We start from the raw sequence: 13796 nt of genomic DNA on the forward strand, positions 1-13796 counted from the left end.
TGCGTGGACGTTATTCAAAAACGCGGTCAATAACAACATTTGCCGCATCATCCTCACTAATAGGTCCAACGCTTACGCTCTCCAGATCGCCAAACAGATCACCAGGCTGAGGGGTCGCCTGACCAGATTGCGAAACGCGAACGACTAAGCGTGCTTCACGCACCTGGGAGATTTGCGCTTGGGGTGACATGGCCGCGTCGTCATCCAGCACAACAGTTATGGGAAGCTCTGACACCTGGGCACGAATAACAGCCAGCGGCGGCAGCTCGCCTTGCATGTCTCGAGCAGTAATAAACACGCTAGCATCGTCACTGACGTTATTCATCAGTGCTTCGTCTAATGAAACAGTCACACGCACGCCCTGGCTTTGGGCGGCCTCAACCGCCGCTGCTTCTGGCTCTACCCCTAAACGCTCTTGAGCAACGCGAATACCTTCGCGCAAGGAGGATGCCGTTTCGGGATCTTCTATGTTTGCGACAGCACGACGCCAGTGGTCTACCGCTGTTTCATAGTTACCATTATCAAACGCATGAATGCCAAGCAAGCCGAGCACTGTGGGCTGGCGTGGGTCTTGCGCTAGCGTCTCATCCACTAGCGACTGTACCTCGGGAGTCAGTTCACGTTCCGCCATAAAAAAGCGCAGTTGAGCAAGTTGCGCTAACAGCGGAGGAATCCGCCCTTCAATAGCAATCAACCGCTCTAACGCATCGGCTGCTTTATCGGCCTGACCGGTTTCACGGTAAAGCGGAAACAGTGAACTCCACACATTGGGATTATTCGGCTGACGCTCGGCTTCTGCTTCCATGCGCTCTAAATACATGACCAGTGAGCCATCGGGGTCGTTTTGCACTTCTTGCTGAATAGCGTAAAGCGTTAAATCGCCTTCCGCGCCGTTTTGCTGATACCAAAACGTACTCGCTCCCACCACGGCCACCATCACCAAGGGGATAGCAAGCCTGCCTGCCGTCGCCGTTTTTAAGGGGCGTTTAGTACGGCTGGCGGTGTCTTCCAACAGGCTACGCTCTAGCTCCAGGCGGTCTTCTTTAAACCGCTCCTCATCCATATCGCCACGTTCGTGAGCAGCTTCCAAGGAGGCCAAACGACGCTTAAAAATCGCCACGTTTTGCTCATCAGCGGTATCGTTAGCTTCGAAGTGATCTAGCTTGTCGCGTAGCGCGCGGGCATCGCGCATCGGCGCTATCAATAACCAAAGCGCGGGGAGTAATAGTAAAGCAATCGCAATCCACAGCGGTGTCATGAAGACCTCTCGCGGTTAATCAGGGCATCCAGGCGGGCACGTTCTTCGGCGCTAAGCGCTTTCGCTGAGGCATTACGACGAGCGCGAACCATCATCACGACAACCACGACGCCGAGCAGCACCAAACCTATCGGCAACCCCCACAGCAGGTAAGTGCGGTTTTCTAAACGCGGGTTATAGAGAATGTACTCTCCAAACCGCTGCACCATGTGGTTAACAATCTCGATATCCGATTGACCATCCTGGAGCAATTGATAGACACGTTCACGCATGTCCGCGGAAATTGGCGCATCAGAATCATCGATTGCCTGGTTCTCACACAGAGGGCAGCGCATCGAAGCGGTGAGATCATGGTAACGCTGCTCCGTAACAGGATCGTCGAACTCACGTATCTCAATCCCGCCGGCCAACGCGCCGCTAGTCAGTGTCAGCAGCGTGACGGTAAGCATTAAGCGTATTAGCGCCATTTTTCCACCTCCGGCAGAATGCGTTCACGAACGTCTTCCGGCGACACGTAACCTTTGTGGTGGTAGCGAATGACACCGTCAGCATCAACCAAGAAAGTTTCCGGCGCACCGTAAACCCCCAGATCAAAGCCAAGGCTACCATCGGGGTCAAACACATTAACTTCGAAGGGATCCCCAAACTCGCTCAAGAACTCCAGCCCTTTTTCGCGAGTATCACGATAGTTAATGCCGACCATGCGAATGCCCTGATCAGCCAACTCCAGCAACTGCGGCATTTCCTGCTTACAAGCAGGGCACCATTCGCCCCATACATTCACCAAGGTGACATCGCCAGTTAACAGGGTTTGATCAACTTGGCGATTTTCATCGCGCAGTGTCGTGGCTTCAAAGGTAGGAAACTGCCTGGCCATTAGCGCCGAGTCGCGGTGCGAAGGGTCGCGCCCTAGCCCTTGATAAAGGAATAAGGCAATCCCCAGAAAGCCAATCGGTAGTAGTAAAAGCAATAGACGACGTGTCATACCATAGCTTCCTTCGACGTTGCAGACTCAGACGTTGCAGAAGCCGGGCTAGCAGGCGCTTTGCGCGATACGACACGACGGTACCGCTTATCAACTATCGCCAGAATGCCACCGAAAGCCATCAACAACGCACCGAGCCATAACCAGCGTACAAACGGTTTGTATTGAACACGCATAGCGTAGCTACCATCGCCAAGGTCTTCCCCCATGGCGACATAGAGGTCGCGGAAAAGCCCGGGGCGAAGCGCCACCTGGGTCATTGGCATTCTGGTAGCGAGATAGAGGCGCTTTTCTGGACGCATCACAAAGCTGCGTCCAGAGTCGCCACGCTGCACTTGAATGATAGACGTGTCTGCCAGGAAGTTCGGGCCCCGGCGATTTGCCAGTTCCGTCATGGTGAATTGATAACCTGCCACTTCAACAGTCGTGCCCGGCGACATCCGCACGTTGCGTTCGATGTTGTAATTGGAAACAACGGCCACGCCAACAATGGTGACCGCAATGCCCACATGACCAAGCACCATGCCCCAATATGCTAACGACAGCTTGCGCAGCCCCGCCAAAAAGGAGCTGGCATGGCGGACTTTATTGAACACGTCACGCACGATAGGCAGTACGATCCAGAGCGCCGAAACAATGCCCAAGGAGACCCAAAGATTCCACTCGCCGCCATATAGCAACGGCATAGCACCGCCCAGGACCAGTGCAGCGGCGCCTGACAGCCAAAGCTTACGCCACAGTTCACTGGCACTCATGCTTTTCCAGCGGGCGATCGGGCCCAGTCCCATAAACATGCACATCACCACCGTTAGCGGTACAAAAAGTGCATTAAAGTACGGAGGCCCTACGCTGATTTTACCTAACCCAAGGGAGTCCAAAATTAGCGGGTAGACCGTCCCTAACAGTACGGTGACCGTCATAATGACCAGTAGAATATTATTGACCAACAACAACGAGTCACGGGATAACCAATTAAAGCCGACTTTATGGCTCACACGGGGCGCGCGCAGCGCAAATACCAGCAGCGACAGCGTTACGGTAATCGCCAACAGCATTAAGATAAAGAAGCCGCGGGAAGGATCGTTAGCAAACGCGTGCACTGAGGTCAGCACGCCAGAACGCACCAGGAACGTACCCATTAATGACAGCGAGAAAGTTGAAATAGCCAGCAGTACTGTCCAACTTTTAAACGAACCGCGCTTTTCAGTGACCGCCAACGAGTGCACCAGCGCCGTTCCCGTTAGCCAGGGCAACAATGAGGCGTTTTCGACTGGATCCCAGAACCACCAGCCGCCCCAGCCCAGCTCGTAATAAGCCCACCAACTACCTAGCGCGATGCCTACGGTTAGAAATGCCCAGGCCACATTAGTCCAGGGACGTGCCCAGCGGGTCCAGGCAGCGTCTAAACGCCCACCTAGCAACGCAGCAATGGCAAATGCAAATACTACCGAGAAACCGACATACCCCATATACAGCATCGGGGGATGCACAACCAACCCGAAGTCCTGTAGCAGCGGATTAAGATCAGCCCCGTCTTGAGGCATATTCGGCAGTAGCCGCTCAAATGGATTGGAGGTCATCAAGATAAACAGCAGGAAGCCAACGCAGACCATTCCCATGACGCCTTGCACTCGCGCCACCATATCGCGCGGCAAATCGCCGGAAAATACTGAAGCGGCATACCCCCAACCAGCCAGCATTAAGCTCCACAATAAGACCGAGCCTTCATGATTTCCCCACACGGCACTAAACTTGTAGTACCAGGGCAGTAGCGAGTTGGAATTATTGGCAACGTTCGCCACGCTGAAGTCATCCAGCATATAACTGGCTGTTAGGCATAAATAGGCAATGGCAATAAACAGGAACTGCCCTGTTGCCATGGGCTTGCCATAAGCCATCCACAGCGGGCGCCGAGTGGCCGCGCCTGCCAGCGGCATCACAGCTTGTATCACGGCCATCAACAGGGCAATGACCAGAGCAAAGTGGCCTATTTCAGGAATCATTTTGATGAACATGCGCGCTCCGAATTAGCAGTGGGCATAACCGCCTGCTTGACACGATAAGACATTAATAATCGCTTGCTTGGGGGGTGCCTTCCTGCTCCAAACGCTTACCCACCTCAGCCGCTTTTGCCTGATAATCTGCCGGGGAGTAACCTGCTTCTTCTAATGCTTGCGCCACTTCGGGCGGCATATAATTTTCATCGTGGCGGGCTAGGACTTTATCGGCATATAAGCGCCCATCTGTCTGAAGTTCTCCTACCACGACCACCCCCTGCCCTTCACGGAAAAGATCCGGCAGGATCCCGCTGTAGTAGACCTCCAAATCATCGACGTAATCCGTCACGGTAAACTCAACATCAAGGCTTTCAGGATCACGCGACACCGATCCCTCTTTAACCATTCCGCCCGCGCGAATCTGGCGTTCCATGGGCGCATCGCCCTGAGCAATCTGTACCGGGCTAAAAAATAAATTGATGTTGGAGCGCAGCGCATAAAGTGTCAGCCCCACCGCTATCGCGGTTAATGAAACCAACCCTAAAATAACGAACAGCTTCTGTTTACGTTTAGGCGTCATGACGAACGTCCCTTTGAGCAGAGTTAACTGGTGCTTGCGCGGCCTGGGAGTGGGCGTTTTGGCGGCGCACACGGCGCTTCACGCTTTTCAGCAGTTGGCTGCGTTCGAGGCGCGCATGCCAAACTATCACCAGCATCAACAACGCAGTAATGCCCCAAGCAGCCCACACATAAAGCCCGTGGCCACCCATGGCAAAAAATTCATTAAGTGAGGAAAAAGCCATTATCTCACCTCCTCTACTAGCTCTTGCACCCAGCGCTTATTGGTTTCACGGCGCAGTATTTCACTGCGCGTACGCATCAGGGTTAACGCTATAAAAAAGCAGTAGAAACCGAGTACCATAATGAGCAGCGGTGCCCACATTTCCATGGGCATTGCCGAACGTCCGGTAATCGTAAACGAGGCAGGCTGGTGCAGGGTGTACCACCAGTCCACCGAATATTTGATGATCGGAATGTTAATCACGCCCACCATCGCCAGCACTGAGGCTGCACGAGATCCGCTATCGCGACTACTGAAAGCACCGCGCAGTGCAATGACACCTAAATACAAAAACAGCAAAATCAGCATGGACGTCAAACGCGCGTCCCACATCCACCAGGTTCCCCAGGTAGGCACTCCCCATACTGCGCCTGAAAAAAGTGCCACAAAGGTCATCGCCGCACCTAATGGCGCCATCACTGTGGCCGCCATATCGGCTACTTTGATTTTCCAGACCATAAATACCAAGCCTGAAATTGCCATTGAGACAAAAATGGATTGAGCTAGGAAAGCGGCAGGAACGTGGACATAGATAATCCGAAAGCTATTGCCCTGCTGATAATCCGCGGGAGCAAATACCAGCCCCCAAACGCTTCCCAGCAGCAACAGGAGCACCGCCGCTGCCCAGAACCAGGGCTGAAGCTTGGCGCTAATCGCGTAGAACCACTTGGGTGATCTCAGTTTATTTATAAAGGCCCACATGGTGTTTTCGTCCTTTAACCGTTGATGCTGATGCGTAGCGAGGCGGCAATAGCCCAAGGTGCTAGCATTAACGAAATCGCTAAAAGTGCGCCCAAAATAGCCAGATGCGCCGCGATACCATCGCCTAAAATAGCGGCCTGCACGGCGCCAGCGCCAAAAATAAGCACTGGAATATAGAGCGGCAGCACCAGCAGTGACAGCAATACACCGCCGCGAGCTAATCCGACGGTCAGCGCGGCGCCAATGGCACCAATCAAGCTGAGGCTTGCGGTTCCCAATGCCAGCGATAGCGCTAAAACCATGTAACTACCGGCAGGAAGTGCCAACATGATACCTAAAATCGGCGCCATAAGTGCCAAAGGCAGTCCTGTCAGCAGCCAGTGAACAGCAACTTTGGCAAGGCTAAGCGCCGCCAGCGGCTGAGGGGCTAACAGTAGCTGCTCCAAACTGCCGTCGTCGTAGTCGCTCCGGAACAGACTATCCAGAGAAAGCAATGCCGCCAGCAATGCCGCCACCCACAGCAACCCAGGCGCTATTTCTGCCAGTAACTGGGGATCAGGTGAAATGCCGATCGGAAAGAGCGTAATCACCAAGGCAAAGAACACCAATGGGTTAAGCACTTCACCACGACGACGTAGCAACAGCGTTAGATCTCGCTTAAAGGTGGCACTAATGGCAACCATGAGCCCACCGGAAGGCGCATGCATCGACATTTCTGGGATGCCTGTCGTGGCGTGTGAGCTTGGCAACGCTGTCTCCTTCTACCCCAGTTGAACGCGCCTAAGCACGGATGATGCGGTTAACTCATGATGTGTCGTCACTAAGACACAGCCTCCCGCGTTGGCATGCGCAACAAGCTGCGCTTCTAGTGCTGCCACTCCATGGCGATCAATGGCTGTAAAAGGTTCATCCAGGACCCACAAAGCCCGCTTAGTAAGCGTCAGTCTCGCAAGGGCAATTCGCCGCTGCTGCCCAGCGGAAAGCTGTCCTGCGGGTACATCTTCAAAGCCACTAAGCCCAACCTGTGCCAGCGCTTCTTCACGCTGGTAATCGTCGCCTTTTTCGCCGCTAAGCGCTTGGTACCACGCTAAGTTTTCCAGCGGAGAAAGCCCCGCTTTTATGCCAGGGGCATGCCCTAAATAGAGTAGATTGGCGAGAAAATGTTCACGCACCTCGCGCATTGAGTCGCCATTCCAATAAATGTCGCCATGGTAGTCGCTCAACTGGCCTGAGAGAATTTTCAACAGTGTCGTTTTTCCGCTCCCGTTAGGGCCTTCAATGCGCACTATTTCACCACGTTGAATATCAAGATCTAGCCCCTCAAACAGCCAACGATCATCGCGTTCACAGGCTAGCTGTCGGGCTTGTAGGCAGAGGCTCAAGGATATCTCCAGGCACGTAGATTTTGCGTCGAACTCTACACGGAAAGCCCCTTTCTCGCCAGTCGCTCTCTGCGGTCAGGGGTCGCATCACACTTCAACCAATCTTCGCTTAAGAACAATAGACAATGCAGAGCACTAGCACTGTATGCAAAAACAGGTCTATACTACAAATACTGTATGAAAAAACACTACCGATTATAAACACAGCAATCTGCTCAATTACACGCCTAGGGAGCGGGCGCTGCATTGGAGAAAACTGCATGACGATGACAATGCCAACACCCTTGAACATAACTCAACATGCGCTATCTCAAACGACGTCGAATACAGGACGCCCTGCTTATTCGGCGCCTCGTGTAACACGGCGCAACACGTATGCGCTTCGCGTGCGCGGCAACAGAATGCGTGAATGCAATCTATTCGATGGCGATGTCATCATTATTCGCCGCTATCAACAAGGTAGCCATCAAGAAACCGCTATCGCGACGATAAACCAGCGAGAAGTTGCCCTAAAGCAACTTTCCATTAGTCGGCTTGGCGTTCACTTATGGCCCGAAGATGCAGCCATGCCTGCCGTCTTCCTGCATAATTGTGATATTCAAGTGCTGGGAATGGTGATGGGCGTCGAGCATGGCGCTAACAACACTCGGCACCACTAATTCGCCACCCGCTTTAGGGAGCATCGATTGCGTTACCGAGTTCCAGACCTAGCATCCGCCACATGGCATACCGCTGAAATTGAGGTTGAAAAAAGTCGCTTCCTCACGTGGATATGCCATGCACCCAACACAGCTGACTATCATGCAATGCTACAGGCAGCAAAAACCGCTCACCCCAACGCAAGTCATCACTGCACGGCCTTTATTGCTGGCCCTCCTGGTGAACAAACGCACATAGGGTTCTCTGATGACGGCGAACCCGGCGGCACAGCCGGCAGGCCCATGTATCAAGCTTTGCTCGGCAGCCAGATGGGTGAAATAGGCTGTGTGGTGATTCGTTACTTTGGCGGCACCAAGTTGGGCACGGGTGGACTCGCCCGAGCTTACGCACAGTCGGTTAACGCCGGGATTGAAACATTACCTACCCGCGAAGTCGTCGAACGGGATAACTACCAGCTGCGTGTCAACTTTGCCCATGAAGCCGTCGCGCGCGCTTGGTGTGACGAGCAGAAAATTCCCGTCCAACAGGCAGAGTACGATGGCAACGGCGTATGCCTCACGATTGGCTGGCCAAGAGATGAGGCCTTAAATTTCACTACGCTTGAAAATCGTCTAAAGACAGCCCTCGATATTCAAAAAGTGCCGCCACAATAAGATTATTATATCGCTGACAAAAAAACGCGACTTACGCGAGCAATTGCTCGGTAAGTCGCGTTTTAGTCGCTAACCATTACGTAACGATAACTGCGCAATGGCACTGCTAGCGGGTTTTAACCTAAGTATTTAATCATCACACCCGCCGCAACAGCAGAACCGATAACACCTGCCACATTAGGACCCATGGCATGCATTAGCAGGAAGTTATGCGGGTTCGACTCCAAGCCAACCTTATTAGCCACTCGCGCGGCCATCGGCACTGCCGAAACACCTGCGGCACCAATCAGCGGATTAATCGGCATTTTGCTGACCAGGTTCATCAGCTTCGCCATCAACACGCCTGCGGCCGTGCCAATACCAAACGCCACAATACCCAGGCCCAAGATACCCAGCGTTTCGAATGCCAGAAAGCTATCTGCCATCAGCTTGGAACCAACCGATAGCCCTAAGATAATCGTCACGATATTGATCAGAGCGTTTTGCGCTGTATCCGATAAGCGCTCAACCACACCGCACTCACGCATCAAGTTACCAAAGCAGAACATCCCTAACAGCGGCGCTGCATCAGGTAGGAAAAGCGCGACGGCAATCAATAGCATCAGCGGGAAAACGATCTTTTCCAGCTTGGATACCGGACGCAGCTGCGTCATCTTAATTTGACGCTCTTTCTGCGTGGTCAGCAGGCGCATAATCGGCGGTTGAATCAGCGGCACCAGCGCCATGTAGGCGTACGCCGCTACTGCGATAGCACCCAGCAACTCAGGAGCCAATACGCTTGATACATAAATAGACGTTGGACCATCAGCACCGCCGATAATACCAATGGCGGCCGCTTGATTAAGGGAAAAGTCCATCACCCCCAGCGAGGTCAGCATCACAGCACCAAACAGTGTGGCAAAAATGCCAAACTGAGCAGCCGCGCCTAAAAAGAGCGTCCGCGGGTTAGCCAGTAACGGGCCGAAGTCGGTCATGGCCCCCACGCCCATAAAGATAATCAGTGGCGCAATACCAGAGGCAATCGCTACTTTATAGAAGTTATAGAGCATCCCATCGCTATAACCTACGCCAACCGCAATATCCTTTGCCGCACGTAATTGATCGGGAGCCGCTGCGTCGTGGGCAATCGCTTTAAGCGACTCTCGCCAAGCTTCTACACCACTTAATGGATCAAGGGTAGCCCCCAGTACGGAAGCTATCTGCTGCAGCACAGCAGGTTTTGCCACCTCAATCGCTTGATCGAGCGCTGAGATTGCCAAGCCCGCCTCAGGGATATTGGCAAGAATGCCGCCAAACCCAATTGGCACCAGCAGCAACGGCTCAAACTTCTTGTGAATGGCAAGATAGAGCAGCCCAAGCCCTACCAAAATCATGGCCGCCTGACCAAGCTCAAGGTTATAAAGCCCCGAGCCCTCCCATAAGGTAATTAGTTTTTCCATTGCCAAATGCCCTTAAAGCTCGATCAGCGAATCGCCGACGGTGACGCTGTCACCCTCGCTGACGTTAACTTTCGATACGGTACCGGCACTACTGGCGCGCACTTCGGTTTCCATTTTCATGGCTTCCAAAATAATCACCACATCGCCATCCGCTACTTGGTCACCCGGGCGTACATTGACCTTGAAGATATTGCCAGCAAGCGGTGCATCAATGCTTTCTCCACTAGATGCAAGCGTTTCCTCTTGGGGTGCGTTAGTACTCACTGCCGCCTGTTCCTGCACCGCGCCTATCTCGCCACCTTCAGACACTTCCACTACAAACGCTTTGCCATTGAGCTTAACGGTGTACGTTTCCGGGCCACTCGAAACCGCTGGCGCTTTGTTTGCGGCTTTTGCCGGTACGTTAGCGCTTTTCGCCTCAGCCACTTGAGGGGCAGGTTCGAAGGCATCCGGGTTGTCACGATTTTTAAGGAATTTCAGACCAATTTGCGGGAACAGCGCGTAGGTCAGCACGTCATCTATTCCCTGCTCGCCGCCGGCAATACGAATGCTGTCTGCGCTCGCTTTTTCTTTAAGCTCGGCAGCTAGTCGATCCATTTCTGGCGACAAGTTATCTGCCGGGCGGCAGGTGATCGGCTCGCCGCCTTCAAGCACGCGTTTTTGCAGCTCAGCATTAAACGGCGCGGGCGCGGAGCCGTACTCACCTTTTAACAGTGCCTGAACTTCTTTGGAGATGGACTTGTAACGTTCGCCCATCATGACGTTCATCACAGCTTGAGTACCCACAATCTGGGAGGTCGGCGTCACCAGAGGAATAAAGCCAAGGTCTTCGCGTACGCGGGGGATTTCACTCAACACGTCGTCTAGCTTATCGCCAGCGCCCTGCTCTTTAAGCTGGCCTTCCATGTTGGTGAGCATGCCGCCAGGCACTTGGGCAATCAAAATGCGTGAGTCAATACCGCGCAACGAGCCTTCGAACACCGCGTACTTTTTGCGCACTTCACGGAAATAGCTGGCGATATCTTCCAACAATTCCAGGTCAAGGCCGGTATCACGATCGGTATCTTTGAGCATGGCCACGACAGACTCAGTCGGACTATGACCATACGTCATGGACATGGAAGAGATCGCAGTATCGACATTATCGACGCCTGCCTCGACGGCTTTCAAAATTGTCGAGGTCGACAACCCGGTAGTCGCATGACAATGCAAGTGAACGGGAATAGACAGCTCTTTTTTCAACCGCGTGACAAGATCATAGGCAATATAAGGCGTCAGAAGCCCCGCCATATCCTTGATAGCCAGTGAGTCAGCGCCCATTGCGGCAATGGTTTTAGCGAGCTCTACCCAGCTATCCAGGGTATGTACCGGGCTAACCGTATAAGAGATGGTGCCTTGCGCATGTCCACCTACTTGGCGAACCGCCTTGATAGCACGCTCAAGATTACGCGGGTCATTCATCGCGTCAAACACGCGGAACACATCAACCCCGTTAGTCTTGGCGCGCTCGACAAATTTATCAACCACGTCATCGGCGTAGTGGCGATAGCCTAATAAGTTTTGGCCACGCAACAACATCGCTTGAGGTGTATTCGGCATCGCCTCTTTCAGTGCCCGAATACGCTCCCAAGGGTCTTCACCCAAATAGCGAATGCATGAATCAAACGTTGCTCCACCCCAAGTCTCTAATGACCAATAGCCAACATTGTCGAGTTTTTCGGCAATCGGTAGCATGTCATCAAGACGCAAACGGGTGGCAAACAGCGATTGATGGGCATCGCGAAGAACAACATCAGTGATCCCCAGAGGACGTTTTGTTTCATTCATGGTCGTGGCTCACAATTTTCACGTTATGGATTTGTAGTAAATTTAACAAAATAAATAGTAATTGAGCGGTAGGATAGCTACAAAACTAGGGCCTTACTTACGGCGCGAAGAACGATAACGGTGCACTGCAGCACTAATCACTGCCCTGACTTCATCATCCTGGCCTTTCGGTGCAGATGGTTTTGCATTATTTCGACCGCTTGGCGCTGCTATAGGAGCAGGCTGAAAACGGCTAATCAACTTCGACATTAGCGTAACGCTAATTACCAAAACCGTAAGAAAAACAAATACAAAACCCATACCCAACCCCATAAGGGCAAGCCCTTCCTGGAGCAACTCTGACTCTTGCATACCGCATTCCCCCTCTTTCAAATGCTTTTCGGCACACCAATAGCCTCTAAAGGCGCTTGGCGCAGTGAGGCTAATACACTAACCTGCCACATCCAGGATAGATTGCAATCGCGCCATAGTGGAAGTCATGGTTGTTAATTTACTACATAAAGGCAGGATAGGCCTAGCGCCTATGGAAGGTGTCATCGACGCCTTAACGCGTGATTTACTGACTCAGCAGGCAGGTTTTGACTGGGCAGTGACTGAGTTTGTCAGGGTGGTCGACACACGACTCCCCCCTCGCGTGTTCTATAAACATTGCCCCGAACTGTCAGCAGGCAGCGTCGCCACCCCTAGCGGCGTTCCCGTGCATTTGCAGCTTTTGGGATCAGACCCCGTGGCGCTAGCCAGCAATGCGCAACAGGCGCTCTCGCTGGGCGCTATCAGCGTTGACCTTAACTTTGGCTGTCCCGCCAAACTGGTTAATCGTCATGATGGTGGCGCATCGCTACTTCGCCAGCCAGATCGCGTCTATCGCGCCGTAAAAGCGGTCGCCGAAGCATTAGACGGCGAAATTCCAGTGACGGCTAAAATCCGCCTTGGCTTTTCTGATCGTCGCTTAGCAGTCGCTTGCGCCCAGGCCACAGAAGCTGGCGGCGCTGCACAGCTTGTTGTCCATGGCCGCACACGAGATGAAGGCTATCGCCCACCTGCACATTGGGAGTGGATTGGCAAAGTTCGCCACCAGGTATCAATCCCTGTCGTTGCAAACGGCGATATTTGGACACTAGAGGACTACTGGAAGGCTCGCACGCTATCAGGTTGCGAGGATGTCATGCTTGGCCGTAGCGCTCTCTCAGACCCATGGCTTGCAGCTCGCATACGCCATTGGCAGCGCACAGGAGAGCGCCTCCCTGACACCACCTGGACAATGCGTGCCAACGTGCTAAAGCGATACGCCGACTTACAGCGGCGACAACTACCAGATCGAGTAGTAGTGTCACTCGTCAAGCAGTGGCTAGCACAAATGCGCCAAGGCAATAGCGAAGCGAATCATCACTTTCAGCGCCTGAAACGCCTTACGGATCTCGATACACTGCTTAACAACCTGATTCCCAGCACATCACTTTGCTGCGAGCCCGCATAAGTCGCTTCGGCATTAAATTAGAATAAAAAAAGCGCCCTTCTGCTGTGCACAGAAGGGCGCTTTAAACGATCGCAAGACCAAAGTACGAGCCACCATGGCCAGGCTAGAAAAGAAAAAACCCGCTTTCAATAGAAAGCGGGTTTTTCGAATTTGGCGCGCCCGGGAGGATTCGAACCTCCGACCCCCTGATTCGTAGTCAGGTACTCTATCCAGCTGAGCTACGGGCGCTTAACAGTTTTTAATATCGCCTTCGCGAATAAAAAACATAGTAACATCAATAACTTCTTAATTCAAGCTGGCGCGCCCGGGAGGATTCGAACCTCCGACCCCCTGATTCGTAGTCAGGTACTCTATCCAGCTGAGCTACGGGCGCTTATCCAAATTGATGTTGCTTTATGCAGTTGGCGGAGAGAGAGGGATTCGAACCCTCGATAGGGCTATAAACCCTATACTCCCTTAGCAGGGGAGCGCCTTCAGCCACTCGGCCACCTCTCCTCAACGGCACGGCGCGAATATTACCGATTTTGACGACTGCTGTCCAGCCCTACGCCAATTTTTTTCGCACCGCTCCGTAG

General features: G+C 53.1%; 15 protein-coding genes and 3 tRNA genes. 3 read left to right on the top strand and 15 right to left on the bottom strand.

What is annotated here, in order from left to right; all coding sequences use genetic code 11:
* Positions 1–10: 10 nt before the first annotated feature.
* From ccmI to ccmA, 9 genes are read right to left on the bottom strand one after another with little or no spacing between them, the layout of a single operon-like run.
* Positions 11–1258: a c-type cytochrome biogenesis protein CcmI gene (gene ccmI, locus INT19_RS16235; protein WP_193061502.1), complete on the bottom strand. Its 1248-nt coding sequence runs from the start codon at positions 1256–1258 to the stop codon at positions 11–13.
* Entirely contained in the window at positions 1255–1725 is a 471-nt protein-coding gene (locus tag INT19_RS16240; protein ID WP_193061503.1) for a cytochrome c-type biogenesis protein, read from the bottom strand. The genes ccmI and INT19_RS16240 overlap by 4 nt, the downstream gene beginning before the upstream one ends.
* The gene (locus tag INT19_RS16245; RefSeq protein WP_038481718.1) at positions 1716–2243 is read right to left on the bottom strand and encodes a DsbE family thiol:disulfide interchange protein; all 528 of its coding nucleotides are present in this window, start codon (positions 2241–2243) and stop codon (positions 1716–1718) included. Before INT19_RS16245 ends, INT19_RS16240 begins: the two co-directional genes overlap by 10 nt.
* Positions 2240–4258: a heme lyase CcmF/NrfE family subunit gene (locus tag INT19_RS16250; protein ID WP_319022199.1), complete on the bottom strand. Its 2019-nt coding sequence runs from the start codon at positions 4256–4258 to the stop codon at positions 2240–2242. Before INT19_RS16250 ends, INT19_RS16245 begins: the two co-directional genes overlap by 4 nt.
* Positions 4259–4310: 52 nt before the next feature.
* The gene (ccmE, locus tag INT19_RS16255) at positions 4311–4820 is read right to left on the bottom strand and encodes a cytochrome c maturation protein CcmE (RefSeq protein ID WP_038481712.1); all 510 of its coding nucleotides are present in this window, start codon (positions 4818–4820) and stop codon (positions 4311–4313) included.
* Positions 4810–5043, bottom strand: a complete 234-nt coding sequence (ccmD, locus tag INT19_RS16260; RefSeq protein ID WP_193061504.1) for a heme exporter protein CcmD — start codon at positions 5041–5043, stop codon at positions 4810–4812. The genes ccmE and ccmD overlap by 11 nt, the downstream gene beginning before the upstream one ends.
* Positions 5043–5783 carry a heme ABC transporter permease gene (locus INT19_RS16265; protein ID WP_038481706.1) on the bottom strand — a complete coding sequence of 247 codons (741 nt, stop codon included), beginning with the start codon at positions 5781–5783 and terminating at the stop codon, positions 5043–5045. The genes ccmD and INT19_RS16265 overlap by 1 nt, the downstream gene beginning before the upstream one ends.
* Before the next feature lie 14 nt (positions 5784–5797).
* A complete protein-coding gene (gene ccmB, locus INT19_RS16270; protein ID WP_172422509.1) occupies positions 5798–6496 on the bottom strand; it encodes a heme exporter protein CcmB in 699 nt (232 codons plus the stop codon).
* 48 nt (positions 6497–6544) lie between these two features.
* Positions 6545–7165 carry a cytochrome c biogenesis heme-transporting ATPase CcmA gene (gene ccmA, locus INT19_RS16275; RefSeq protein ID WP_089039059.1) on the bottom strand — a complete coding sequence of 207 codons (621 nt, stop codon included), beginning with the start codon at positions 7163–7165 and terminating at the stop codon, positions 6545–6547.
* Positions 7166–7425: 260 nt separating this feature from the next.
* Between ccmA and INT19_RS16280 the strand changes: the two genes are divergently transcribed.
* Both INT19_RS16280 and INT19_RS16285 read left to right on the top strand, forming a co-directional pair.
* On the top strand, positions 7426–7824 hold the full coding sequence (locus INT19_RS16280) for a LexA family protein (RefSeq protein WP_193061505.1): 399 nt from the start codon (positions 7426–7428) through the stop codon (positions 7822–7824).
* A 27-nt stretch (positions 7825–7851) separates the two neighbouring features.
* Positions 7852–8478: an IMPACT family protein gene (locus INT19_RS16285; protein ID WP_193061506.1), complete on the top strand. Its 627-nt coding sequence runs from the start codon at positions 7852–7854 to the stop codon at positions 8476–8478.
* Between the two features lie 116 nt (positions 8479–8594).
* On the opposite strand, the gene INT19_RS16290 is transcribed toward INT19_RS16285, so the two are convergent.
* From INT19_RS16290 to INT19_RS16300, 3 genes are all read right to left on the bottom strand, one after another.
* On the bottom strand, positions 8595–9917 hold the full coding sequence (locus INT19_RS16290) for a sodium ion-translocating decarboxylase subunit beta (RefSeq protein ID WP_038481690.1): 1323 nt from the start codon (positions 9915–9917) through the stop codon (positions 8595–8597).
* A gap of 12 nt (positions 9918–9929) precedes the next feature.
* Complete coding sequence (gene oadA, locus INT19_RS16295; protein WP_193061507.1) at positions 9930–11744, bottom strand: sodium-extruding oxaloacetate decarboxylase subunit alpha; 1815 nt, start codon at positions 11742–11744, stop codon at positions 9930–9932.
* Between the two features lie 93 nt (positions 11745–11837).
* Positions 11838–12095 (bottom strand): OadG family protein, encoded by a 258-nt coding sequence (locus INT19_RS16300; RefSeq protein WP_089039064.1) that lies wholly within the window; start codon positions 12093–12095, stop codon positions 11838–11840.
* A gap of 127 nt (positions 12096–12222) precedes the next feature.
* Here INT19_RS16300 and INT19_RS16305 point away from each other — a divergent pair, with 127 nt between their 5' ends.
* Complete coding sequence (locus tag INT19_RS16305) at positions 12223–13221, top strand: tRNA dihydrouridine synthase (RefSeq protein ID WP_226912853.1); 999 nt, start codon at positions 12223–12225, stop codon at positions 13219–13221.
* A 151-nt stretch (positions 13222–13372) separates the two neighbouring features.
* On the opposite strand, the gene INT19_RS16310 is transcribed toward INT19_RS16305, so the two are convergent.
* The 3 genes from INT19_RS16310 to INT19_RS16320 all read right to left on the bottom strand — a co-directional run bounded on the left by INT19_RS16310 (position 13373) and on the right by INT19_RS16320 (position 13716).
* Positions 13373–13449: transfer RNA gene (locus INT19_RS16310), tRNA-Arg, on the bottom strand.
* Between the two features lie 68 nt (positions 13450–13517).
* Positions 13518–13594 (bottom strand) — tRNA-Arg (locus tag INT19_RS16315).
* A 29-nt stretch (positions 13595–13623) separates the two neighbouring features.
* A tRNA-Ser gene (locus tag INT19_RS16320) sits at positions 13624–13716 on the bottom strand.
* Positions 13717–13796 lie beyond the last annotated feature (80 nt).

The organism is Halomonas sp. 3A7M, from assembly GCF_014897875.1.
Classification (GTDB): domain Bacteria; phylum Pseudomonadota; class Gammaproteobacteria; order Pseudomonadales; family Halomonadaceae; genus Vreelandella.